Annotated in this window: 22 protein-coding genes; 5 read left to right on the top strand and 17 right to left on the bottom strand. The window is 61.4% G+C overall.

Annotated features, from left to right (window positions below; all coding sequences use genetic code 11):
- Window positions 1–60: 60 nt before the first annotated feature.
- Both QQJ86_RS01750 and QQJ86_RS01745 read left to right on the top strand, forming a co-directional pair.
- Window positions 61–3246 carry an efflux RND transporter permease subunit gene (locus QQJ86_RS01750; RefSeq protein WP_284319173.1) on the top strand — a complete coding sequence of 1062 codons (3186 nt, stop codon included), beginning with the start codon at window positions 61–63 and terminating at the stop codon, window positions 3244–3246.
- Between the two features lies 1 nt (window position 3247).
- Entirely contained in the window at window positions 3248–4681 is a 1434-nt protein-coding gene (locus QQJ86_RS01745; RefSeq protein WP_284319172.1) for an efflux transporter outer membrane subunit, read from the top strand.
- A 59-nt stretch (window positions 4682–4740) separates the two neighbouring features.
- Here QQJ86_RS01745 and QQJ86_RS01740 read toward each other — a convergent pair whose 3' ends face one another.
- The 6 genes from QQJ86_RS01740 to QQJ86_RS01715 form a co-directional block, all read right to left on the bottom strand.
- Window positions 4741–5925 (bottom strand): AI-2E family transporter, encoded by a 1185-nt coding sequence (locus QQJ86_RS01740; protein WP_284319171.1) that lies wholly within the window; start codon window positions 5923–5925, stop codon window positions 4741–4743.
- Complete coding sequence (locus QQJ86_RS01735) at window positions 5922–6224, bottom strand: hypothetical protein (protein WP_284319170.1); 303 nt, start codon at window positions 6222–6224, stop codon at window positions 5922–5924. Before QQJ86_RS01735 ends, QQJ86_RS01740 begins: the two co-directional genes overlap by 4 nt.
- A gap of 1 nt (window position 6225) precedes the next feature.
- Window positions 6226–6696 carry an ABC transporter ATP-binding protein gene (locus tag QQJ86_RS01730; RefSeq protein WP_284319169.1) on the bottom strand — a complete coding sequence of 157 codons (471 nt, stop codon included), beginning with the start codon at window positions 6694–6696 and terminating at the stop codon, window positions 6226–6228.
- Window positions 6697–6721: 25 nt separating this feature from the next.
- Window positions 6722–7084, bottom strand: a complete 363-nt coding sequence (locus QQJ86_RS01725; RefSeq protein WP_284319168.1) for an ElaB/YgaM/YqjD family protein — start codon at window positions 7082–7084, stop codon at window positions 6722–6724.
- Between the two features lie 75 nt (window positions 7085–7159).
- Window positions 7160–7315: a DUF1328 domain-containing protein gene (locus QQJ86_RS01720; RefSeq protein WP_284319167.1), complete on the bottom strand. Its 156-nt coding sequence runs from the start codon at window positions 7313–7315 to the stop codon at window positions 7160–7162.
- A gap of 99 nt (window positions 7316–7414) precedes the next feature.
- Complete coding sequence (locus QQJ86_RS01715) at window positions 7415–8038, bottom strand: YbhB/YbcL family Raf kinase inhibitor-like protein (protein ID WP_284319166.1); 624 nt, start codon at window positions 8036–8038, stop codon at window positions 7415–7417.
- Window positions 8039–8186: 148 nt separating this feature from the next.
- Here QQJ86_RS01715 and QQJ86_RS01710 point away from each other — a divergent pair, with 148 nt between their 5' ends.
- A complete protein-coding gene (locus tag QQJ86_RS01710; RefSeq protein ID WP_284319165.1) occupies window positions 8187–9665 on the top strand; it encodes an AAA family ATPase in 1479 nt (492 codons plus the stop codon).
- Window positions 9666–9675: 10 nt separating this feature from the next.
- Here QQJ86_RS01710 and QQJ86_RS01705 read toward each other — a convergent pair whose 3' ends face one another.
- The 4 genes from QQJ86_RS01705 to QQJ86_RS01690 all read right to left on the bottom strand — a co-directional run bounded on the left by QQJ86_RS01705 (window position 9676) and on the right by QQJ86_RS01690 (window position 13833).
- Window positions 9676–11244, bottom strand: a complete 1569-nt coding sequence (locus QQJ86_RS01705; RefSeq protein ID WP_284319164.1) for an MBL fold metallo-hydrolase — start codon at window positions 11242–11244, stop codon at window positions 9676–9678.
- Between the two features lie 107 nt (window positions 11245–11351).
- Complete coding sequence (locus QQJ86_RS01700; protein WP_284319163.1) at window positions 11352–12371, bottom strand: YheT family hydrolase; 1020 nt, start codon at window positions 12369–12371, stop codon at window positions 11352–11354.
- Window positions 12368–13168, bottom strand: coding sequence for a lysophospholipid acyltransferase family protein (locus tag QQJ86_RS01695; RefSeq protein WP_284319162.1), 801 nt, complete (start codon window positions 13166–13168; stop codon window positions 12368–12370). The genes QQJ86_RS01700 and QQJ86_RS01695 overlap by 4 nt, the downstream gene beginning before the upstream one ends.
- 83 nt (window positions 13169–13251) lie before the next feature.
- Window positions 13252–13833, bottom strand: a complete 582-nt coding sequence (locus QQJ86_RS01690) for a TetR/AcrR family transcriptional regulator (protein ID WP_284319161.1) — start codon at window positions 13831–13833, stop codon at window positions 13252–13254.
- A 69-nt stretch (window positions 13834–13902) separates the two neighbouring features.
- On the opposite strand from QQJ86_RS01690, the gene QQJ86_RS01685 reads away from it, so the two are divergent.
- Window positions 13903–15192 (top strand): MFS transporter, encoded by a 1290-nt coding sequence (locus tag QQJ86_RS01685; protein WP_284319160.1) that lies wholly within the window; start codon window positions 13903–13905, stop codon window positions 15190–15192.
- 21 nt (window positions 15193–15213) lie between these two features.
- Here QQJ86_RS01685 and QQJ86_RS01680 read toward each other — a convergent pair whose 3' ends face one another.
- Entirely contained in the window at window positions 15214–15690 is a 477-nt protein-coding gene (locus QQJ86_RS01680; RefSeq protein WP_284319159.1) for an Lrp/AsnC family transcriptional regulator, read from the bottom strand.
- Between the two features lie 151 nt (window positions 15691–15841).
- On the opposite strand from QQJ86_RS01680, the gene phhA reads away from it, so the two are divergent.
- A complete protein-coding gene (gene phhA, locus QQJ86_RS01675; RefSeq protein ID WP_284319158.1) occupies window positions 15842–16735 on the top strand; it encodes a phenylalanine 4-monooxygenase in 894 nt (297 codons plus the stop codon).
- 142 nt (window positions 16736–16877) lie between these two features.
- Here the strand turns inward: phhA and QQJ86_RS01670 are convergent, their stop codons facing one another.
- The 6 genes from QQJ86_RS01670 to QQJ86_RS01645 all read right to left on the bottom strand — a co-directional run bounded on the left by QQJ86_RS01670 (window position 16878) and on the right by QQJ86_RS01645 (window position 22901).
- Complete coding sequence (locus QQJ86_RS01670) at window positions 16878–17543, bottom strand: SGNH/GDSL hydrolase family protein (RefSeq protein ID WP_284319157.1); 666 nt, start codon at window positions 17541–17543, stop codon at window positions 16878–16880.
- A gap of 66 nt (window positions 17544–17609) precedes the next feature.
- Entirely contained in the window at window positions 17610–18296 is a 687-nt protein-coding gene (locus tag QQJ86_RS01665; protein WP_284319156.1) for an RES family NAD+ phosphorylase, read from the bottom strand.
- Window positions 18297–18392: 96 nt separating this feature from the next.
- Window positions 18393–18788 carry an MbcA/ParS/Xre antitoxin family protein gene (locus QQJ86_RS01660; RefSeq protein WP_284319155.1) on the bottom strand — a complete coding sequence of 132 codons (396 nt, stop codon included), beginning with the start codon at window positions 18786–18788 and terminating at the stop codon, window positions 18393–18395.
- 95 nt (window positions 18789–18883) lie between these two features.
- Window positions 18884–20593, bottom strand: coding sequence for a DUF885 domain-containing protein (locus QQJ86_RS01655; RefSeq protein ID WP_284319256.1), 1710 nt, complete (start codon window positions 20591–20593; stop codon window positions 18884–18886).
- Window positions 20594–20643: 50 nt separating this feature from the next.
- Window positions 20644–22290, bottom strand: coding sequence for a SulP family inorganic anion transporter (locus QQJ86_RS01650; RefSeq protein ID WP_284319154.1), 1647 nt, complete (start codon window positions 22288–22290; stop codon window positions 20644–20646).
- Entirely contained in the window at window positions 22287–22901 is a 615-nt protein-coding gene (locus tag QQJ86_RS01645) for a ParB-like protein (protein ID WP_284319153.1), read from the bottom strand. Before QQJ86_RS01645 ends, QQJ86_RS01650 begins: the two co-directional genes overlap by 4 nt.
- Window positions 22902–23000 lie beyond the last annotated feature (99 nt).

Raw genomic sequence — 23000 nt, 5'->3', positions numbered from 1 at the left:
CAACCCTCTCCCCGGAGGGGAGAGGGAGCACTTTGCGGCAAGAATGAGAGAGAACTTTCCATGAAAAACATCGCACAGTTTTTCGTCGACCGGCCGATCATGGCCGCGGTGCTTTCGCTGATCTTCGTGATCGCCGGCAGCATCGCGGTGTTCAAGCTGCCGATCAGCGAATATCCCGAAGTGGTACCGCCCACCGTGGTGGTGCGCGCCAACTATCCAGGCGCCAGCCCGGAAGTGATCGGTGAAACCGTCGCCACGCCGCTGGAAGAGCAGATCAATGGCGTGGAAGGCATGCTGTATTCGTCCTCGCAGGCGACCAGCGATGGCCAGATGACGCTGACCGTCACCTTCGCGCTGGGTACCGATCTCAACAATGCACAGGTGGAAGTACAGAACCGCGTGTCGCAAGCCTTGCCGCGTCTGCCGGAAGAAGTGCAGCGCCTGGGTGTGACCACGCAGAAGAGTTCGCCCGACCTCACCATGGTGGTGCACCTTACTTCGCCGGATAAGCGCTACGACATGCTGTACCTGTCGAACTATGCGCGCCTGCACATCAAGGACATCCTCGCCCGACTCGACGGCGTTGGTGACGTGCAGTTGTTCGGCGCTGGCGAATACAGCATGCGTGTGTGGCTGGATCCGAACAAGCTGGCTCAGCGCAACATGACCACCGGTGATGTGGTGCACGCGATCCAGGAGCAGAACGTCGCGGTGGCGGCCGGTGCGCTGAATGCGCCGCCGGTGCCAGGCAATACCGACTTTCAGCTCAACATCCACACGCAGGGCCGCCTGAGCACGACCGATGAATTCGGCAACATCATCGTGCGCACCGATGCCAACGGTAGCGTGGTGCACCTGCGTGACATCGCGCGTATCGAACTGGGCTCGAATCAATATGCGCTGCGCAGCATGCTGGACAACCAGCCGGCAGTGGCCATTCCGATCTTTGCGCGCCCGGGCTCCAACGCCATTCAGATCTCCAACGAAGTACGCGCCACGATGAAGGAGCTCAGCAAGGAGTTCCCGCAGGGCATTGAATACCACATCGTGTACGACCCGACCGTATTCGTGCGCGGCTCGATCGAAGCGGTGGCGCACACGCTGGTGGAAGCGATCTTCCTGGTCGTGCTGGTGGTGATCCTGTTCTTGCAGACCTGGCGTGCATCGGTGATTCCGCTGGTTGCCGTGCCGGTGTCGTTGGTCGGTACGTTCGCGGTCATGTATCTGGCAGGCTTCTCACTCAACGCGCTGTCGTTGTTCGGCTTGGTGCTGGCGATCGGCATCGTGGTGGACGACGCGATCGTGGTGGTGGAGAACGTCGAGCGCAATATCGAACTGGGTTACACACCGCGCGAGGCCACTCGCCGCGCGATGAATGAAGTGACTGGACCGATCATCGCCACGGCCTTGGTGCTGTGCGCGGTGTTCATCCCGACGGCCTTCATCAGCGGCCTCACCGGCCAGTTCTATCGCCAGTTCGCGCTGACCATCGCGATCTCCACGGTGATCTCCGCGTTCAACTCGTTGAGCCTGAGCCCTGCGCTCGCCGCCGTGCTGCTGCGTGGCCACGATGCGCCGAAGGATCGCGTGTCGATCCTGATGGACAAGGCACTGGGTTGGCTCTTCCGTCCCTTCAACACCTTTTTCCATCGCAGCGCGGACCGTTACGTCGGCGGCGTGCGCCGCATCGTGGGCAAGGGGCCGGCCGCGTTGGTGGTGTACGTTGGTCTGATCGCACTCGCCGGCTTCGGTTTCTCTCACGTTCCGACCGGTTTCGTACCGCAGCAGGACAAGCAGTACCTGGTGTCGTTTGCGCAGCTGCCGGATGCCTCGTCGTTGGATCGCACGGAAGACGTGATCCGCCGCATGTCGGAAATCGCACTGAAGCAACCTGGCGTGCAGAGCGCGGTGGCATTCCCTGGCCTGTCGATCAACGGTTTCACCAATGCAACTAACGCAGGCATCGTGTTCGAGACACTGAAGCCGTTCGAGGAGCGTCGCGATCCCTCGCTGTCCGCCGGTGCGATTGCGATGGCGTTGAACCAGAAGTTCGCGACGATCCAGGATGCGTACATTGCGACGTTCCCGCCGCCGCCTGTGCAGGGTCTGGGCACGATTGGCGGTTTCCGCATCCAGATCGAAGATCGCGGCCAGCTCGGTTTCGATGAGCTGTTCAAGCAGACGCAGAACCTGGTCATGCAGAGCCGCAAGACGCCGGAGCTGGCTGGGTTGTTCTCCAGCTATCAGGTAAGCGTGCCGCAGATCGACGCGGACGTGAATCGCGAGAAGGCGAAGGCGGAAGGTATCGATCTCAACGACGCCAACGAAACGCTGCAGGCGTATCTGGGTTCGCTGTACGTCAACGACTTCAACCGTTTCGGCCGCGTGTATCAGGTGAACGTGTCGGCGGAGCCGTCGTTCCGTCATGAGCCGGAAGACATCACGCAGCTCAAGACACGTAATGCCAAGGGTGACATGGTGCCGCTCGGTTCGTTCGTCACCGTGCGCCGCACGGCTGGCCTGGAACGCGTGCAGCATTACAACGGCTACATCACCGCGGAAATCAACGGTGGTCCGGCGCCGGGCTTCAGCTCGGGCCAGGCGCAGGCCGCGATGGAGAAGCTGGCACACGACAACCTGCCGAACGGCATGAGCTACGAATGGACCGAGCTTACGTATCAGCAGATCCTGGCCGGCAACACCGCCATCCTCGTGTTCCCCTTGTGCGTGCTGTTGGTGTTCCTGGTGCTGTCCTCGCTGTACGAGAGCTGGTCGCTGCCGCTGGCGGTCATCCTGATCGTGCCGATGGTGCTGCTGTCCGCGATTGCCGGTGTGTGGCTGTCGGGTGGCGACAACAACATCTTCACCCAGATCGGTTTGATCGTGCTGGTGGGATTGGCGTGCAAGAACGCGATCCTGATCGTGGAGTTTGCGCGCGAACGCCAGCATGAGGGCATGACGCGCTACGACGCGGTGCTGGAAGCAGCTCGCTTGCGTCTGCGCCCGATCCTGATGACGTCGATCGCCTTCATCATGGGCGTGGTGCCGCTGGTGACTTCGCACGGCGCCGGTGCGGAAATGCGTCATGCGATGGGCGTGGCGGTGTTCTCCGGCATGCTGGGCGTGACCATCTTCGGCTTGATCTATACCCCGCTGTTCTACGTGCTGATCCGTGCCGTGGTGGAACGCCGCGAAGCGCGCAAGAAGCAGCACGCATCCAACATGCCCGCTTTGGAGGGCCATTGAGATGACACGTTTTCTTCGTAATACCGCGTTGTTCGCCGCACTCGCGCTGGCCGGTTGCGTCAGCGTGGGGCCGGACTACAAAACGCCGAACGCGGCGCCGGCGAAGGTGCAGAACGTCGACGCCGCGCGCGAAAGCAATGCGCAGTTCCAGGCCGATTGGTGGAAGCAGTTCAACGATCCGGTGCTGGATACGCTGATTCAGCGCGCGGCGAAGGGCAGCCTCGATTTGCGTATTGCACGCGCGCGGCTTTCCGAATCGCGTGCGCTGCTGGGCACGGCAAAATCCGATCAGATTCCCACTATCGACACCACCATCTCTGCCAGTCGATCGCTTGAGCAGCAACCCGGCTTCGGTACGCAACGTGTGGGCGTCGACACGTATCAGGCCGGCTTTGATGCTTCGTGGGAACTCGATCTGTTCGGCGGCATCCGCCGTTCGGTGGAAGCCGCGCGGGGCGACCTGGGCGCGAGCGAAGCTTCCCTGCATGACGCGCAAGTGAGCTTGTTTGCGGAAGTGGCGCGCAATTACTTCGAATTGCGCGGCACGCAGGATCGCTTGGCCATCGCCCAGCGCAATATCGCCAATCAGGCCGATTCATTAAAGCTAATCAGCGCGCGTGCGGAGATCGGTACGGCGTCCGAGCAGGATGTGGCTAGCGCCAGCGCACAGCTCAGCGCAGCCAAAGCTCAGCTGCCCGTGCTCGATGCAGCCGCCCGCGGCTATGAATACCGTTTGGCGGTATTGCTGGGTGAGCGTCCTGGCGAACTGGACGTCGACGTTTCGCCCATCACGTTCAAGCCGATTGCTACGGTGTTGCCGATCGGCGATTCGGGTGAGGTGCTGTCGCGTCGACCTGACGTGCGCATCGCGGAACGGCAATACGCTGCGGCCACCGCACGCATTGGTGTGGCGAAGGCAGATTTCTTTCCGCATATCTCGCTCGGCGGTTTCGTGGGTTTCCTGGCCGGACGTCCAAATGACTTCGGCGGTCCTGCATCGCGTGCTTTTTCATTCACGCCAAGCATCACCTGGAACGGTTTGAACGTGGAACGCGTGCGGTCGAATCTGCACGCCAGCGAAGCACGTGCTGATGCCGCGGAAGCGAATTATCAACGCACTGTGCTGGAGGCGATCGAAGACGTGGACAACGCCGTCACCAACTACAACGCCGAGCATGCTCGCGTGGAGCAGTTGATCGCCCAGGCCGAGCAAAGCCGTCGTGCGGCGGAGCTTGCGCGTATTCGCTACCAGGAAGGTGCGACCGGTTATCTGGAATTGCTGGATGCCGAGCGCGTGCAGTTGGCGGCGGAAGATGCGTTGGCGCAGTCGGAAAGTGCGATCGATACGCGTGCGGTGGCGTTGTACAAGGCGCTTGGCGGTGGCTGGCAGGCTTGTGGTGATGCGAATTGCTCGAATGTTGCGCAAGCGCAGTGATGCAGACTCCCTCCCCTACTACACGTAGGGGAGGGAATGGTCCGCGCAAGATCAAGGAATCAGCGCTCCACCATCCGCGCAAACCACTCCCACCCGCGCACGCGCTCCGCAATCAACTTCGCGCTGGTGAGCATCGGCACCGCCAGCAACGCACCGGGCACACCCCATAGCCAGCCCCAGATCAACAACCAGATCAGGATCGCGATGGGGCTAACGCGCATGCGCCGACCGAGAATCATTGGCGCGATCAAGTTGCCTTCGACCGCCGTGATGCAGGCAAAACATAGGGCAGGCAACAAAGCGTTGGGCACGACGTCGAAGTGGATCAACCCGACGAACAGCAGCGTCGTAGTCGTGACGATTGCACCCACATAAGGAATGAAATTGGCGAACGTCGCCACCGTTCCCCACAGCAGCGGATCGGGCATGTGCAGCAGATACAGCATGACCGCTGTGGTGATGCCGAGCGATGCATTGATCAGCACGGTGGTGAGGATGTAGCGCGATACTTCGGTCTGGATGCCGCGCACGATGCTGACTGCGTGACGCTTGTAGCCGAAGTTGGGTGCGATCTCGACCAGGCGGCGCAGGATCAGATCGCCGTAGACCAGGAAGAAGAACACCAGCAGCAGCACGGTCAACACCGCCGCAAGCACTTTGGGTGCGTTCGCCAGCACATCCCATACGCTGATGGCGACATCGCTGGGATTCTGGGCCGATAACGCCGGATGGCCGTTGACCAGCGTCTGCGTGGCGCGTCCGGCTGCTTCCAGCGGGCGAGTGAAGTGTTGGAGCTTGGGGACGAAACTGTGGATCTGCGACGGCGCACTATGCAGCCATCCGATGGCCGGCTCCGTGAGCATGCTGATGCCGGTCGCGATACCCGCGATCAGGCTCGCCATCAACACGCTTGCGCCCAGCCAGCGCGGGATGTGATGGCGAGTGCCACGCGCCACGATGGGGTTCAATGCCAAGCCGATGAATGCAGCCAGCACCAGCGGAATGATCAGCGCTTTGACGAGCGTGAGGGTGTAGAGCAGGGCCAGCGTCAGCAACGCGTTGAGCGTCATGCGAATGGCGCGCAGATGGCCGCGTAGCCGGTAGACACCACGCGTCGCTTCTTTCACCTGTGCGGCGACCGCCGAGGTCGAGGGCGGCGAGGTCGCGGAGGTCGATGTCGTCTTGTGCGGTGTTTCGTCCACGGGCGTCGTACTCGGCAACGCCGTCGGTTCGATGGCGGTCATGGCGCTTCGCCGGTATCACCATCCTCCATGATGCCCAGTTCGGCGATCAGGCGCGTGCCGTACGCCACCGCCTCCGCCAGTCCGGCGCTTACTGTTGAAATCAGTCCCGGCACGCGCAATGGGCCGACGCCGAGACTGCCGAGCACGAAACCGGCGCCGGCAGCTGCACCCACCGTTGTCAGCGGATGGTGGTAACCGCGTTCCAGCAGCGCGGCGGCGGGCGCGGCCACTTCGTTGCGATGGTGCGCCACGCGCTCGCGCGCGACGCGCACCTTTTCGAGTTGCTTGAACAGACTCATCTCAGACTTCCCCCTTGCCGGCGTCGATGTCCTGTTCGGCTCGCCGCACCGTGTCGCGCATGATCGCACGCCACTCCTGGCGTGTGGCCGGCAGGCTCATCCAGTGCATACAACGGCGGAACAGGAAGATCGCGCCAAACAAGGCCAGCGCTTCCAGCACGGCAAGCACCACGAAGGCCCAGATCCAGGAATCGAACCATTTGGCGAGCACCAGGCCGATCAGGCCAAGCAGCGTCAAACCCAGACCCACGCCGGCGACGGTGGCGCCGAGGCCAGCTGCCAGCAGCCAGGAAACCGCGCTACGTGCCAACCCCAGTTCGGCGGCCAACAAAGTAAGTTGGGCGCCGAACAGGCTGCGTACGCCACGGGCGAGTCGGCCGATGTCGTCGAGCAGATTGTTCGTGCCCGATGCCGGCTCGCCGGATGGCTCCGGCTGCTCCGCTGTTTCGTTGTCGTGCACGGAATCGTGCATCACCCGCCCCCGTGCCTGGATCTAATCAACGACGCAGGATGCGGCCGAGCAACCAGCCAGCACCAAGTGCGATGGCTACCGCCTGGACAGGTTTTTCGCGCACGTATTCGCGCACTTCTTCCAGCCACTCGTCAGCGCGATCCCTGGCCTGGTCGTAAGCAGCGCGCCCACGCTCAGTGGCTTCGCTGACTTTGTCGCTGGCGCGATTGGCGGCATCCGCGGCGCGATCAGTGGCGTGATGCACGCGCTCTTCGACACGGTCGGCGGCGCGGTCGAATTTTTCCTTGCTGCTGGCCACGGCATCGGAAGTGGCCTGCTTGATGCGTTCCGCACCGTGATCGATGCGCTCGTGCACGGTGTTTTCGTTCGCCTGGACTTCTTTGTTCATGACGTTCTCCGAGAACTCAAGAATGTTCACTCTAACGGTTTGCCGGGCTGCTGGCTGAATAGACCTTCGCGTCGTTCAGCTGGTTCGGCGAAAAAATGCGATCACAGCCAGGATCAGAAACAGCACGAACAGCACCTTGGCGATCCACGCGGCGGTACCGGCAATGCCGGTAAAACCTAGCAGAGCAGCGATGACAGCAATAACCAGGAAGACCAAGGCGTAATGCAGCATGGCGGCATGCCTCCGAAACCGAGGGCGTCCCGTCGCGGCCCTCGGTTCCATGTGCCACACAGCGCGCTGTGCCGGCGTGAAGGGTTCGCCCAGGTTGTCTTACGCCGGCACGTTGGGATTGAGACTGTACGTACCGGTGAGCAACGCTTCCGACAGCACATGGCCGGCCATGGCCGCGCGCAACTCTTCCAGCGAGAACCCTTCTTCCAACGGCAGGCGCGGCACGTCCAGCGCGTAAACACGGAAGTGATAGTGATGCACCAACGAATCGTTCCATGGCGGGCACGGGCCGTCATAGCCCAGGTAGGTACCTTCCATCTGCACGTCGCCCGCGAACCAGTCGGTATAGCTATTGACGCCTTGTACGTTGCCGGGCGGACCGTAGGGCTGCCGCTTGCCGCGCGGAGTGATGTCGTCGCTGCATGCACCTTCGGTCAGCTCACCGCATTCCACCGGAATGTTCGCCATCAGCCAGTGCACGAATTCCACGCGTGGCAAGTCGGCCGGCACCGTGCGGCCTTCCTTGTTGACGTCATCGGGTTTGCTCGGCACGTCGGTGTCGATGCAGGTCAGTACGAACGACTGCGTACCTTGAGGCGCGTCCTTCCAGGCCAGATGCGGACTGCGGTTGTCCGACAGCGCAACCGGCTTGCCGAGCTTGGCGAAGGCGAGGGTCGGCGGAATGGGCTTGCCGTGCTGGAAGTTGTCGCTGCGTAGCTGCATGGGGAATCTCCGTAACGCCATGGAAAGCCGTCAGTTTGGGGCAGGGTCGCGCACGCGCAAGTCGGCGTTTGTCCCGGGCGAGCATAACGTGCGGGCCATGATCCGGTCGTGACAGCTCTGCTACCTTAACGATCTCGCGGGAGGATGCATGAGCGAACTGGAAGACCTGAGCACGCTGGTGCGTGCGGCGACACCCTTGCTGGTGATTGAAACGATCGACGAACAGCGGGTGATCGAATGCTTTCGCCATGTCATCGCTCAGGCGTTACATCCGCTGTGGCGCTGGACGCTTACGGACGGCCTGGAACGGCTCGACTTCAACGGGCCGAGGAATGTGGAAGTCGCACCGGATGCCACCTCCACGCTCAATGCCATTCGCACGGCGGAACAGCGCAGCATCTATCTGTTGTTCGACTTTCAGCCTTGTCTGCAATACGCAGGGACGCTCCGGCAGATGCGCGAAATCGTACAGCGGCAACGTTGCGCTGCGCACACGCTGGTACTGGTGGGCGCGAAAGTGGAACTGCCGCAGGAGCTGGATGCATTGGCTACGCGCGTGCCGCTGGCCTTGCCGGATATCAAGGAGCTCGCTGGCATCCTGCGCGGCGAAGCCGCGGCTTGGCAGCGCGAGAACAACCGCAACCTGGAAGTGGACAACGAAGCTGCACGCACCATCGTGCGCAACCTGGTCGGCCTGAGCGGGCCGGATGCACGGCGCATCGTGCGCAAGCTGATCTACAACGACGGCGCGCTCAACGCGAGCGACCTGCCCGAATTGATGAAGGCCAAGTTCGAACTGCTCAATCGTTCCGGCTTGCTGCATTACGAATACGCCACGGCCAGTTTTGCCGACGTTGCCGGCGTAAGCCAGGTGCGCGAGTGGGTGCAGCGGCGGCGGACGGTGTTTCTCGATCCCAATCCCAAGCCTGCGCTCGATCCGCCCAAGGGCGTGTTGCTGCTAGGCGTGCAGGGCTGCGGAAAAAGCCTGGTCTCCAAAGCCATTGCCGGGGGCTTCGGTGTGCCGCTGGTGCGGATGGATTTCGGTTCGCTCTACGACAAATACCAGGGCGAGACCGAAAAGAATCTGCGCGAGGCGTTGTCGAGCTGCGAAACGCTGGCGCCATGCGTGCTGTGGATCGACGAAATCGAGAAGGGCTTGGCCAGCGGTGGCGAGGATGGTGGCGTGTCGCGGCGCGTGCTCGGCTATCTGCTCACCTGGATGGCGGAGCGCAAGGCCAAAGTGTTTGTGGTTGCGACCGCAAACGCGGTACACGAACTGCCCGCGGAATTGCTGCGCAAAGGTCGCTTCGACGAAATCTTTTTCGTCGATCTGCCCAAGCCCGAGGTGCGCGCAGCAATCTTCGCGATGCATCTGAAGCGCCGCAAGTTAGACACGAACGAGTTCGATTTGAATGCACTGGCGCAAGCGAGCGAAGGTTTTTCAGGTGCGGAAATCGAACAGGCCATCGTTAGTGCGCTTTACGATGCCAGCGGCAATGGCGGTACGCTCGATCAGGCGACGTTGCTGCATGCTTTGCAAGTGACCAAGCCGCTGTCGGTGTTGATGCACGAGCAAGTCGCCAGCTTGCGCGCCTGGGCACAAGGGCGTTGCGTACCGGCGGACTAAGTAGACTGCGCTAGGTCGCCGGCTTGGCAGCCGACATCGCTTGAGCGAGCTGCTGCTGCACCTGCTTCCATGGCGTAGGCCCCTCATGCATGGCATACACCGTATCAACCTGCAAATGTTCGCGTGCGACAGCCTGGGCCACTTCGTACATCAGATCCGGATCGTAGAGGGTGTTATCGGCGTTCAGCGCCAAGGTGTCACTGGCGTACAACAACTTGCGCTGTGGGAAGTACACCATGTATTGGCGTTCGGTCGATGCACCACGCAAGGGATACAACACGGCCTGATTGGCACCCTGGCCGAGCACGAGACGATCACCTACCGTGATCCAATGCGCCGACTTGGGATGCTTTTGCAGATCGTCCGGCTGCAGGCGATGCGGTGCGGCGACCAGGCGATCCAGCAGCGGCCGGTTGAGATCGAGTGCGTAGACCGGCACGCCTTCCGTGACAACCTGTCTGACACCAGCGATGTGCGGCCATGAATCGGAAGTGCTGAGCACGCCCTTGATCGGCACTCCCGGGTATTCGCTATGCACCTTGGCGAGGATGCCTTTTACATAAGCGGGGGAAATCGGCGCCTCCAGTACGAACACGCCGTCGTCCTGCTTGATCAACGTGGTATTCCAGGCACCCTGATAAAGCTCGATGCCCGGCGCGAGCTCCACGCGCTGCTTGTCGCTGAAGATGCGATTCCAGCCCTTGGATTGGGCGCTCTTGGCGGCAACGGTGGGATCGATCGTGAATACCTTGTCGTCAACGTCGGCGTTGAACCTCGCATCGAACAACTGCATGGATCCAAGCAGGAGACCGTTGCGCTGATCGATGCGATTGGTCGGGAATACCACACCTTGCACGAGATGCCAGTTGTCGAAATAAATGCGCTGGTCGACGTCGCCCCATGCAAACCAGAAATCATTGAACGTGCTCGTGCGCTCCAACGCATCAGGTAAATGATTGGAGGCATTGAGCAATACGCGGATAGGCGTGCCTTGCCAGCTGAATTCCACCACGCTGTGCGGCGTCGCGCGCAGCCATTGGGATGGGGCGTAATGCAAATCGCCGGCCGCAGCGGCGTTGAGCAACAAGCGTTCGGGCTCCAGGTTCAGGACATCGCGAGCCGTATCCTGGTCCGCTAGCGAAGCCGGTGTATCGCCATGCTTGTCGCGACGAACGACGCCTTGCTGTGTCGCGATCACGGTGAGTTCCATGTTCTCGGTATGCGGATCGGCTTCCGGCCAGGTGACCTGGTCATCGCTGAGCCATCGCTGTTTATCGAAATCGATGGTGACATCGTCGCGTTCGTAGGCGGCGATGAATGGCTGCTGCCGGTACGATTGTTCCGCCAGCGCCGTATGACCAATAGCCTCGTAGTGGATGCTGTGAATATCTTCGAGACGCTGACGGCCCCCCATGGCAACCATGGCGTGCTCGACACAGGCTTTCGCATCGATACCTTCGCAACCCGGATGTCCATCACCTTTGACTAGCTCGCCATCCGCTGGCGGATTCGTAGCGAAGCAGGCTGCCGAGATGGCCAGCGACAACAAGGCAGGCAAAAAGGCGGTGCAACGTTTCATGGCAGCTCCGTGCGTCAGTGATGCAACGTTGTGAGCCAGCTTACGCGCGTCTATGCGCGACCTCCGCCTGCAGGAAGTCACCTGTGAGGAAAGTCACGCAAACCGGCTTAGGCGCGCGGGAATTGCCCTTCGGCGATCGCGTTGAAACGAGCAGCGATGTATTCGTCGCAGAAGCTGGTCATGTCCCAGCCGCGGATAAAACCGCAGTGTCCGCCATACGTGGCGATGTCTAGTTCGATGCTGCTCGGCAATTCCAGCTTCTCGAACGCCGTCACCGGAATCACCGGATCGTCGCGCGCAGTAAGTATGGTCGCGGGAATCTGCATCTGCGCCAGCGCGCGGCCCGCCACCGAATAGCCGTCCAGATAAGCTTCGAGCGAACCGAAATCGGTGTGGCGCAGCACCAGTGATTCGGTCAGGCCGCGCAGGTTCTGCTTCAGCTCTTGCAGTTCGAAGTATTGAACGTGCGGAAACGCCTTTTGCTTGATGCGCAGCGAGCGCCGCCACTTGTTCATGAAATACGCCTGGTAGAACCAGGGTGCGGATTCTTCCAGCGAGAACAGGCCTTCGCTGGGGTCGATGATGGGGCACACCGCCAGTGCGTACTGCAGCGGAATGCCTTTGACCGGGGCCTGCATCGCCGCGCGCAGCGCGAAATTGCCGCCCAGCGAGAAGCCGGCTAGCGCCATCACGCGCGCCGGCCAGCGTTGCGCAATATCGCCCAACGCATGCACGACTTCATCGATGCGGCAGGAATGGAACAGCGACTCGTTGAGGTCATGACTCTCGCCATGGTCGCGGAAATTGAGGCGGAAGATGTCCCAACCATCGTCCAGCAAGCGACTGCCGGTTTGCAGCACGTAGGTGGAATCGACGCTGCCTTCCCAGCCGTGGAAAAGCACTGCGAGGCCGCGCGACACCTGCTGCTTTTTTTGCGGCGTAAACGAGCCAGTGAGACGGATGCCTTCGCCGCCATCCACCATCACTTCCTGCGCGCCTTCCAGTACGCGGTAGGCGCTGCGCGGCAGCATCGTGCGCCGCACGCCACTGGAAGAAAGCATGGTTTGAATATGCCCGCTCGTCAGCGGCCAGGGCGGCTGAAAGTCGCGTCCTTGCGGGAGGGTCATGCAGAGCGATCCTCGAGCGCTGCAGCGATGCGTTCACGCGCCAGGTCGGCCATGCGGCGCCGGCCTTCCGGATTGACCGGCACCGGCTCGAGGAAATGCACTTCGGCATCCATCGGCGCACCGCCGAGCAAACGCAGAAAGTTCTGCAGGAAGTTCTCGTCGAGACGGAAGCCCGCATCGATCTGCCGCTTGCCGTCGCGCACGAAGCGCAGCGCGACCGGCTGCACCGGCACTTCTGCATCGAGCGCGGCCTGAAAGATGCGCGCATGGAATACTTTCAGCACACCATCGTGGCCGGTGCCACCTTCCGGAAACACCGCCACGGAACGCCCGGCGCGCAGCCGATCCACCATCACCTGCATCACCGCCGCCAGTGAATGGTTGCTGCCGCGGCGATGAAAAATCGTGCCGCCGCTGGCCGCCAGCCAGCCGACCAGTGGCCAGCTTGCGATTTCTGCCTTGGCGACGAAGCAGGCTGCGCGTTGGCTGTGCAGCAGCTCGATGTCGATCCATGAGGTGTGATTGGCGACGAACAGCGCCGAATCTTGCAGCGGCTGGCCGACGCGCACGGAACGCAGTCCGAAGATGCGCATCAGCCCGGTGGACCACGCGCGGATCATGCGATGGGTGAATGGCTCGCGGCCGTTCTTCATCACCCGATGGCGATTCCAGGTGAGGATGAACCCGCACAACAGGATGCCGAGCACGACATGCAGCAGCAGTAGCGGTACGCGCCACACATAACGCAGCGGGCGCAGGAGGTCTCGGTCCGGGGTGGATACGGCTTCGATGTTCATTGGTGCGGTTAGTTTAGCGTTAATCGACTGCACATCGTCACTGCGATGTCGCTTCAGGCCACGCTGAGATGTTGCTCAAGCTCTCATGTCGAAGCGTCGATCAAACGTCGCACCATCGTACCAAGCACGCGCGCCGGACCGCCTTCGCCGAAGGTCTGTCCGGAAACATAGCTACCTTCGAGCAGCAGCAAGATGCCGTCTGCCAGTTCGTCAGAATTGCGCGCGCCCATGCTGCTGCACATCTCATGCAAGCGGTCCCGCAATTGTTGTTTGCTTTCGACGGCAACCTGGTGCGCCGGATGATCACCGTCCGGATATTCGATCACTGCATTGGTAAGGCCGCAGCCGCGGTAGCCATCGCGGCTGGCGCGCACGGCGAGCCGGTCAACATAGGCGAGCAGCTGCGCCTTGGGATCATCCGGGTGATCGGCCGCCGGCGCCTCGAAGCGTTGGAAGAAACGTTGGTTGTAGTCGCGCAGGTAGGCGGCGATCAGTTCGTCCTTCGATTCGAAGGCTCGGTACAGGCTGGGCTTGGTGACGCCGGCCTGGGAGACGATTTCCTCCACGCCGACGGCGCGGATGCCCTCGCGATAGAACAGATCAAACGCCGTTTCGCGAATGCGGTCCGCGGCACGGCGTGGAGCAGATTTAGAACGCATGGACATAAGCAAACCGGTTGACAATGTTACCGATCGGTACGTACTCTGCGCTTCCGTTCCGTACCGATCGGTAACATGACTATACAGCGCCGCCGGCCCTTCGGCCAAAACTATGCTTTCGTAGTGGTTGCCGTGGTGTTTCTGGCGCTGCTGGCTTCGGCCGGCATGCGCGCCACACCCGGTGTGCTGATGCTGCCGCTGGGACGCGCCTTCGGCTGGAGCCGGGACGACATTTCCTCCGCCGCGGCAGTCGGCATCTTGCTCTATGGCCTGATGGGCCCGTTCGCTGCCGCACTGATGCAACGCTTCGGCATCAAGCGCGTGCTGCTTATTGCACTGACGGTGATGGCGGCGGCGGCATCTTCCAGCGCATTAATGACCCGTCCCTGGCATTTGCTGCTGACCTGGGGCGTGCTTTCCGGCACCGGCACCGGCTGTGTGGCGGTAGTGCTGGGCGCGACCGTGGTCGGCCGCTGGTTCAGTACGCATCGCGGTTTGATGATGGGTCTGCTCACCGCCAGTACCGCGACCGGCACACTGATTTTTCTGCCTGGCCTGGCCGCCATCGCTGAATACTTCGGCTGGCGCCCGGTCGTGCTGACCATTGCTGCAGTATGCGTATTGCTGCTGCCGCTGGTGCTGTGGCTGATGCCGGAGCGTCCGTCCGATATCGGGTTGACGCGCTACGGCGCTGCTCCGAATGAACCAGTCGATGCGGGCGCGCCATCAGGCAATCTGTTCGCATTGACGCTGGGTACTCTGCAGCGGGCCAGCAAGAGCCGCGTGTTCTGGCTGCTGTTCGCCACGTTCTTCGTATGCGGCTTCACCACCAATGGCTTGATCGGCACGCACTTCATCGCGCTATGTGGCGATCACGGCATTCCGGAAGTACGTGCGGCTGGATTGCTGGCGATGATGGGCGTCTGCGATCTCATCGGTACCACGTTGTCAGGTTGGTTGACGGATCGCTTCGATCCACGCAAGTTGCTGTTCGTCTATTACGGGCTGCGCGGCTTGTCGTTGATGTATCTGCCCTATTCCGATTTCTCGTTCTACAGCCTGTCGCTGTTCGGCGTGTTCTATGGATTGGACTGGATTGCCACCGTACCGCCCACGCTGCGCCTGACCACCGAAGCCTTCGGCGAACGCGATGCGCCGGTAGTGTTCGGCTGGGTGGTGGCGGGCCACCAGATAGGTGCAGCGACAGCGGCCTTCATGGCCGGCGTGTTGCGCGTACAGCTGGGTAGCTATCTCACGCCGTTCGTGATTGCCGGTGCCACCGGTGTGGTCGCGGCGTTCCTGGCTTTGCGCATTCGGCGACGTGACGATCGCATGCCGCTGGTTGTGGCAGGTGAGAATGTTTAAGAGTCTGAAACAGGCTCTCAGTCAGCGTTCGAGCTGACTGAGCGGCAAGGCGGGCGAACGTTTCACCGTACGCAGGACGAAGCTGGAATTCACGTCCGCCACGCCGGAGGCATTGAGCAAGCGATCGAGCAGAAAGCGCGAGAAATGCTGCAAATCGGCGACGTAAATGTGCATCAGATAGTCCATATCGCCGGTTAGTGCGTAGCAGGCCACCACCTCATCCCACCCGTTCACCCGCTCCACGAAGCGTTCGATCACATCGCCTTCGTGCCGGGTGAGCTGCACGCGCACGAACGCCTGCAGGCCCAGCCCGACCGCTTCCGGATCCACCTGCGCGCTGTAGCCAGTCAGTACGCCCTCGCTTTCCAACCGCTGCAGGCGGCGCAGGCAGGCGGAGGGAGACAGGTTCACCCGTTCCGCCAATTCGGTATTGGTGATGCGCCCTTCGGCCTGTAGGACGGCAAGTATGCGCAGGTCGGTGCGATCGAGATCGGTCATTGCAATATTCTTCGTCCGATATTTCGTTTGACGATGAAATATTGCACCTAGACCCATGGAGTCGACAACAAAACAATCATCTTGCGCCGTGGCAGACCTATGATCTTGCATACACCACGTAGGCACCAGCCCTACAGCCCACGGAGCCCCCATGGAAAACACCCCTCCCCGCCGCGTCGAACACCATCAGACCGATCGCGGGTACGTGCCGGTCTACGCCACCGGCGTGGTGGAGCAGCCCTGGGCGAGCTACAGCCGTACCGACCACGACGTTTGGGACACGCTATACAAGCGCCAGCGCGAGCTGCTGCCCGGCAGGGCCTGCCGCGAATTCCTGGCAGGCGTGGAGCGCTTCGGCCTGGGTGATGGTGGCATTCCGAAATTCGCCGATCTCAACAAGGTGCTGGGCAAGACCACCGGCTGGGAGTTGGTCGCCGTCGAAGGTCTGCTACCGGATGAAGTGTTCTTCGATCACCTCGCCAACCGCCGCTTCCCGGTCAGCTGGTGGATACGCAAGCCAGAACAGCTCGATTACCTCAGCGAGCCAGATCTGTTCCATGACCTGTTCGGCCACGTGCCGCTGCTGCTCAATCCGATCTTCGCGGATTACATGCAAGCTTATGGCCGCGGCGGCATGAAGGCATTCGGCATCGGCCCCGAAGCGCTGATGAATCTCACGCGCCTGTACTGGTACACGGTGGAATTCGGCCTGATCAACACCGACGAAGGCATGCGCATCTATGGCGCGGGCATCGTCAGCTCCAAGGGCGAATCGATTTACTGCCTGGATTCACCTGCGCCGAACCGCATCGGCTTCGGCCTGGAGCGCGTCATGAATACGCGCTATCGCATCGATACCTATCAGCAGACCTACTTCGTGATCGACAGTTTCGAGCAGTTGTTCGACGCCACGCGACCGGACTTCACGCCAATCTATGCGCAGCTGAAGCAGCAGACCGCGCATGCCGCCGCCGATGTGTTGGTTAGCGATCGCGTGTTCAATCGCGGTACGCGCGAAGGGTTTGCGACTGACGCGGATACTTGATGCGCTCGTGCTCCCTCTCCCTCTCCCCTCCGGGGAGAGGGTTGGGGTGAGGGGCAAACCTCGCGAGAAACTTGTTGTAACCCTCAAGGCCGTCATTCCCGCGCAAGCGGGAATGACGGCAGTTCTGTGAACGCAGGTGAGGTTAGCGCCCGTGCGTATCCACCCACGGCTTGAGCAACCCAATCCACAGTGCATACCCCGTGCGGTTCATATGCAGCCCATCCTCAATGAACCATTTCGGCTGCGGCTGGCCGTCCGCCCCCAGCATCGGCGTAAACACATCGATGTACGCAACATTCTTCTGAGTGCTTGCGTACTCACGCACTAGCTCGTTCGCCTGCTTGATCTTCGGCAACAACATCTTGCGCGCCATGCTCGGCTTGATCGAGACGAAAGCGATTGTCACACCCGGATCAAACGAGCGCACCTTGCTGACGAACGCTGAAAAAGCGTCACGCACCTGCTGCGGCGTGTGACCGTTATACAGATCATTGTCACCGGCATACAACACGATCGCGCGCGGGTGATAAGGCTTCACGATGCGATCGGCGAAATATGTGGAATCGCCTAACTCCGAACCGCCAAAACCGCGATTGATCACCTTCACTTCCGGAAAATCCGCCGCGACGGATTTCCAATGTTCGATCGACGAGCTGCCGATGAACAACACTGCATTTTGTGGCGGCGGATCGGCGCGATCAGACGATTCAAAGGCCTCAATCGCTGTGTTCCATTGCATGTGATTGGTCTGCGCCATACACACGAAGCACGGCGCCAGGGCAAGCAACAGCGATAGCAGGATCTTCATGACGCTCCCGGTTCGATCGTTACGGCAAACCGCGATCATAATCCCGCTGCGCAAATCACACGTGTATCAGTGACGCTTCAACTCGCTGACTTCCAACACTTGCGCGATGTGCTGACCATCCCAGCGATAGATCAAGTGCTGCGCCTGCACGCAGGGCGCTACAACATCGGGATAGAACGCGGCCAGGCATTCACCGCCGGCATGCCGCACGCTGTCGTATGCGATGCCGTTGGATGCTTCTTCACGCAGCTTGCGCGCGAGTTTGACGCTGTCGACGTAGCTGTCGGCGTCATGCGCCTCCGGCCAGCCGCCGCGAATATCGTGCAGCTTGCAATCGACACTGGTGCGATAGCAGCGCATTTCGATATCGCAAGCGGGTTCGGACGTGGCCGCGAGAAATCGCTCGCGGTGATACACCGTTTCTTCCACCGCGGTGATCACGTTGCGTGCCGCATAGAACACACCCCACGTGCCATCGGAAAAACGGCTGCCTTCTGGGTTGAGATGCGTGAATGCGGCCATCACCGGCGTTGAGCCCGGACCACTGATGCGGTGATCCTTAGGCACCAGGCGCAACGCATCCGCTTCTTCGCGCAGGCGCGGATTGGTCATCGCTTCAATCGCAAAAATGGCATCGAGATCGGCCGGATCGGCGATGCGATCGAACAGCCCGGCCGGCGGAAAGCGGCTCGGTACGATGCGGTAGGCGTGCGTCCAACGGATTCGGCGAAGGGGAGGCGTGTCGATAGGCATGGCGTAGTCCGCGGCACATGACCGCTACGTTTTCGTTCATCCCTGTCCGACGCCAAATAGTGCCGAAGCGGGTTCTCGCCGACTGCGACGAATGTCTTACCAGCCGCGTTGCGCGTCCAGATATTGACGCACTACGTACAGATCGCTCACGTTGCCCGACAACATCCGGTCCAGTGCCGACTGCCCGCCGAACAACGGCGTGCGATTGGGTCTGTGCAACCAGGCATCGGCCTGCTCGGTATTGGGGAAAAGAATCTGCAACGCCTTGTAGATGCCGAGCAGATAGCTGATGCGTTCCAGCGTATCGCGCCCAAGCGTGCCGTCCTGGTGACGCTTCCATTTGTAGAAGGTGGACTCGGGCGGGTCGCCAAGCAGCTTGCGCTGTTCGGCGATACGCAACTTCCAGCGCTCGGCCATGTTGAAGAAAGCGCGCAGGGCGGGGCCGCTCAGCTCTTCGGCAGGGGCTGGCCGATGCAAGGCGTGGGCTGTCATGGACCGACTCTCCCAATGAAGTTTGGAGTCATACTACTTTATTGGTGAAGTTTTTGCCAATGATCAGCCCTCCAAGAGGTCCACCCCGGGAAGGGCTAACGCCCGGCACCATAGTCCGGCTCCCGCCCACCCTCGGCGATAAACCGATCAATCCGCTGCTCCAGCACGGGCAGTGGCACCGAGCCCACTGAAAGCACCGTGTCATGGAAGGCGCGGAGGTCGAACTTCGGCCCGAGCGCCTTCTCGGCCTTCGCTCGCAGATCGAGCATCTTCAGATAGCCCAGCTCGTAGGACAGCGCCTGCCCCGGCCAGCTGATGTAGCGGTCGATCTCGTTGGCAATTTCGCGGTCGGACAGCGCGGTGTTCTCGGTCATGTAGTCGATCGCCTGCTGGCGCGTCCAGCCGAGGTGGTGGATGCCGGTATCGACCACCAGGCGACAGGCGCGCCACATCTGGTAAGTGAGATAGCCGAAGCGCTGGTAGGGCGTTTTGTAGATACCCATTTCGTTGCCGAGGTATTCCGAATACAGCGCCCAACCCTCGCCGTAGGAGGAGATGTAGCTGTTGCGGCGGAACGCAGGCTGGTCGCGCTGCTCTTCGGCCAACTCCAGTTGCAACGCGTGGCCGGGATACGACTCATGCAAGGTCAGCGCCGGCATGTTGTAGAGCGGCCGCGAGGGCAGGTCGTATGTGTTGACCAAATAGACGTCCGGGCCGCCGCGGCCGGAGGTGTAATAGGGCGCGATATCGTCGGGCACCGGCTCGATGGTGAAGCGCTTGCGCGGCAGATGGCCGAAGAATTTGCCGAGCTGGCCATCTACTTCCTTGGCCACCCATGCGGTTTTGTCGAGCAACTCCTGCGGCGTCTTCGCGTAGAACTGCGGATCGGTGCGCAGGAAATGCAGGAAGTCGGCGAAGCTGCCTTTGAAGCTGGTTTCCTGCATGGTCTGCAGCATGGACGCGTGAATTTTTTCCACCTGCTCCAGGCCGATCTGGTGAATGCGGTCGGGATCGAGATCAAGCGTGGTGTATTCGCGAATCTGCTGCCGGTAGTAATCCTTCCCATCCGGCAGCGCTTCCGCCGCCAGCGTGGTGCGCGCCTGCGGCACGTATTCATTGCGGAAGAAAGTGAGCAATTTCGCGTAGGTAGGGATCACGTCCTTGCTGATCTTCTCGCGCGCATCGGCCTGAATCGCTGCCGCGGTGACGATCGGAATGTTCGACGGCATGTGTTGCAGCGGTTCGTAGAACGACGTGTGCGTTGGATCCTTCACGTCGGCGACTGCAGCGATGGAAACGTCACGCCCCGTCAGCACCGCACGCGGCACGCTGAAACCGCGCTTCAAGCCGGCACGCATATTGGCGATCTGCTGATCGAAATACGCAGGCACCTGGCCAAGACGATCCACGTAACGGCGATAGTCGGTTTCGTTGTGCAGCGAATCCGCGCCGAGATCGTCGTACAACTCGCTCCAGAACGCCGAATCGCTGTTGAACGGCATCTGCCACAGCTTGAACTGCTGATCGGCGATGAAATTGCGAATCTGCTCGCGATAAATCGCGTAGTTCACCTGCTCGGGCGGCGAGAGTTGTTTCGCATCGATCGCGTCGAGCTGGCTCATCACTTTCTGCCAGTAAGCGAGACGCTCCTGCTGGCGTTTGGCATCCACCTGATCGAGGCGGCCATTGTTCGGCTGGGGTTCGCCCGAGGCACTAACGCCGGCTTGTCCTGTGCGCCAGGCCCATTCCTTTTCGTAGATCTGTTTGAAGTGCCCATCGGCGCCCTGCTGCGCGAACACGGGCATGGTCAGCAGCAGGCCCACGGCCACGCTGGCAATACGTTTCGTGTGGCTCACTACGTGTGATTCCCTGTTGCAGACGATGCGTTCGTCGACGCCTGGACGGCATCTTCCACGCTCCAACTATCGAGTGCCTGTGACGAAAGCTGGGGCAACGCGGCGCGCAGCAACAAGGCGCGCGTTTCATCTTTCAGGCGTGCGACACGCAAGCCGATGCCGCTCGACTGCAGCCAACCGGAAAAATCGCCCAGCGATTCGAGCGCAGTGCTGTCCAGATTCGGCGAAGCTTCCAGGCTGAGAATCACCTGTTTGACGTCGCTGTGCTGTTCGACCAACTTGCGCGCCAACCCCATCATGGATTCGGCGTTCGCAAAGAACAGCGGTTCTTCCGGCCGCAGAATCAACATGCCTGTCGGCGGCACCGCATTCGGATGCTGGGCTATATCGACGAAATCGTGGCTGTCGGCCAAACGCCCGAGCACGCTCACCCGCGCCGACGCCAGTTGCCGCAACAGCAGGATCAGGCTGAAAGCAATCGCGAACAGCAGGCCATTGAGAATGCCCAGCGAGAGCACCGCTACTACCGCAGCAAGCGCGAGCAGACGATCGCGCTTCCATTGCAGATAAGGCCGGAATACCGACAAGCGCCACGATTTGCTCACCGCGTGGATCACGATGGCCGCCAACACCGCCAGTGGAATGCGTTCGATCCAACGCAGCAGCAGCAACACCATCAGTAACACGGTGCCGGCCGCCACCAGGCCGGCCAGGCGCGATTGCGCACCCGCCGCTTCATTGGCAGAAGTGGCGGAATACCCGGCACCTACCGGCATGCCCTGGAACAGGCCACTCAAGACATTGGCAACGCCAAGCACCAGCAGATCACGGTTCGCTTCCACTTTGTCGTTGTGCTTGAGCGCGAAGCCACGGATGGAGCTGTACGACTCGGCATACAGAATCAGTAACAACGCCGCCGCCAATTCCACGCTCGGCAGCCACTGGCCGCTGGCCGGCCACGCAGGCATGCCCAGATTCATGTGCAGGCTGATCGCACCCGTCAGCGGCACGCCACGCGCGGCCAACCAGTCAGAAGCCGCCACGCCCAGTGCAATCACCAGCAAGCTGCCTGGCAAGCGGCGTACGCGCTCGCATGCGTACAGCAGCAGCAACGCCAACAAGCCGGCGCCCAATGTCACTAAGTGAACTTGCCCGGACGTTCGCGCCAAGTTCGCAATCAGCAGCGGCACGAAGTCGCCATGCAGCTCCGGCCAGCCGCCCAGATGCGGAAGCTGCTTGAGCGCGATCACGATAGCCAGCCCAAAGGTATAACCACGCAATACCGGACGTGCGATCAGATGCGACAGACCGCCCAACCGCGCCGCGCCGGCAATCAAAAAACAGATGCCACCCAGCAGCACGAGCATGGCGGCCACTGCCGTGCGGTTCACCGCACCACCAGCCAGGAGCAACGTTCCGGCTGCGAGCACCGCCGCGGACGACGACGTGGACGACACAATCGCAAATCGACTGGTGCCGAGCAGGCCATAGCAGAGCAGTCCGATGAACAAGGCCACCACGCCGGCCTCCGGCGACATGCCTGCAATGCCCGAATACGCCACAGCCTCGGGCACCAACAGACCCGCGATGGCCAGGCCGGCCAGCAGGTCGGTCACGCGCGCCGACGAAAGCGCGGCGTTGCTCATCCGAATTGCCCACTCCAACCCGGCAAATACGCCGTTTCGTGAGAATGCGCGAATACCAATGCGTCTTGCAGCTGCTTGGCGCTCACCGCACTCCCTTTGAGCTTCATGTTGCGCCGGTAGAACTCCGCCCACAGGAATTCCGAGTACGGCGTGGCGTCCTTGGAATAGCCGCCCGCCGTACGCACGCGCGCGGCCAGGGTGCGGTAGGGATCGTCGGCCAGATCATTGAGGCTGCGCGGAATGGCGTCGTATTCGCGCCGCTGGCCTTGTTCATCGTAGGGATGCGCCCAGCGGTTGAACTCCATGGTGCGCCAGAACACGTCCATCTCCAGCCAGGAGAAATCGCGCTGGATCATGACCGGCACTTCCTTGACGCGCTCCTCGCACAAGGCAAGGCCAAGGTGATGATGATCGACGATAAAGACTTGGCGCTTTGGACCCAGCACGCCGGGAAACCAGTGCGCGGCCAGCAGTTCCTTGCGCTTCTTCTTGCCCAGCTTCTCCCACTGGGTGCGCTTCTCCGCCACTTCCGCCTTGCCCACCGTCATCTGGGTGGGGCGCAGCTTGGCCGGGGCAATCGACAACAACGGATGACGCACGCCTGACGACATGGGGTGACTCCTGCGGTAGCCCTGGTTGGCGCAGGGTAGCAAGCGTGGGTTGGGGTGCAAACCCCAACATCCCCGTGCACGCATATATCCCGATGTTGG

The organism is Dyella acidisoli (genome assembly GCF_030160295.1).
Lineage (GTDB): Bacteria > Pseudomonadota > Gammaproteobacteria > Xanthomonadales > Rhodanobacteraceae > Dyella_B > Dyella_B acidisoli.
Note: the sequence above shows the minus strand (reverse complement) of the source record. Positions and strands in the feature narration are given on the sequence as shown.

Excerpts from the sequence above, each read along its gene's own strand:
- QQJ86_RS01745 (WP_284319172.1), top strand. The coding sequence starts at position 3,248 with ATGACACGTTTTCTTCGTAATACCGCGTTGTTCGCCGCACTCGCGCTG.
- QQJ86_RS01710 (WP_284319165.1), top strand. The coding sequence starts at position 8,187 with ATGAGCGAACTGGAAGACCTGAGCACGCTGGTGCGTGCGGCGACACCC.
- QQJ86_RS01695 (WP_284319162.1), bottom strand. The coding sequence starts at position 13,168 with ATGAACATCGAAGCCGTATCCACCCCGGACCGAGACCTCCTGCGCCCG.
- QQJ86_RS01700 (WP_284319163.1), bottom strand. The coding sequence starts at position 12,371 with ATGACCCTCCCGCAAGGACGCGACTTTCAGCCGCCCTGGCCGCTGACG.
- QQJ86_RS01655 (WP_284319256.1), bottom strand. The coding sequence starts at position 20,593 with ATGCCCGTGTTCGCGCAGCAGGGCGCCGATGGGCACTTCAAACAGATC.
- QQJ86_RS01660 (WP_284319155.1), bottom strand. The coding sequence starts at position 18,788 with ATGACAGCCCACGCCTTGCATCGGCCAGCCCCTGCCGAAGAGCTGAGC.
- QQJ86_RS01740 (WP_284319171.1), bottom strand. The coding sequence starts at position 5,925 with ATGACCGCCATCGAACCGACGGCGTTGCCGAGTACGACGCCCGTGGAC.
- QQJ86_RS01720 (WP_284319167.1), bottom strand. The coding sequence starts at position 7,315 with ATGCTGCATTACGCCTTGGTCTTCCTGGTTATTGCTGTCATCGCTGCT.
- QQJ86_RS01730 (WP_284319169.1), bottom strand. The coding sequence starts at position 6,696 with ATGCACGATTCCGTGCACGACAACGAAACAGCGGAGCAGCCGGAGCCA.
- QQJ86_RS01725 (WP_284319168.1), bottom strand. The coding sequence starts at position 7,084 with ATGAACAAAGAAGTCCAGGCGAACGAAAACACCGTGCACGAGCGCATC.
- QQJ86_RS01665 (WP_284319156.1), bottom strand. The coding sequence starts at position 18,296 with ATGCCTATCGACACGCCTCCCCTTCGCCGAATCCGTTGGACGCACGCC.
- QQJ86_RS01650 (WP_284319154.1), bottom strand. The coding sequence starts at position 22,290 with ATGAGCAACGCCGCGCTTTCGTCGGCGCGCGTGACCGACCTGCTGGCC.
- QQJ86_RS01715 (WP_284319166.1), bottom strand. The coding sequence starts at position 8,038 with ATGCAGCTACGCAGCGACAACTTCCAGCACGGCAAGCCCATTCCGCCG.
- QQJ86_RS01705 (WP_284319164.1), bottom strand. The coding sequence starts at position 11,244 with ATGAAACGTTGCACCGCCTTTTTGCCTGCCTTGTTGTCGCTGGCCATC.
- QQJ86_RS01685 (WP_284319160.1), top strand. The coding sequence starts at position 13,903 with ATGACTATACAGCGCCGCCGGCCCTTCGGCCAAAACTATGCTTTCGTA.
- phhA (WP_284319158.1), top strand. The coding sequence starts at position 15,842 with ATGGAAAACACCCCTCCCCGCCGCGTCGAACACCATCAGACCGATCGC.
- QQJ86_RS01735 (WP_284319170.1), bottom strand. The coding sequence starts at position 6,224 with ATGAGTCTGTTCAAGCAACTCGAAAAGGTGCGCGTCGCGCGCGAGCGC.
- QQJ86_RS01680 (WP_284319159.1), bottom strand. The coding sequence starts at position 15,690 with ATGACCGATCTCGATCGCACCGACCTGCGCATACTTGCCGTCCTACAG.
- QQJ86_RS01670 (WP_284319157.1), bottom strand. The coding sequence starts at position 17,543 with ATGAAGATCCTGCTATCGCTGTTGCTTGCCCTGGCGCCGTGCTTCGTG.
- QQJ86_RS01690 (WP_284319161.1), bottom strand. The coding sequence starts at position 13,833 with ATGTCCATGCGTTCTAAATCTGCTCCACGCCGTGCCGCGGACCGCATT.
- QQJ86_RS01645 (WP_284319153.1), bottom strand. The coding sequence starts at position 22,901 with ATGTCGTCAGGCGTGCGTCATCCGTTGTTGTCGATTGCCCCGGCCAAG.
- QQJ86_RS01750 (WP_284319173.1), top strand. The coding sequence starts at position 61 with ATGAAAAACATCGCACAGTTTTTCGTCGACCGGCCGATCATGGCCGCG.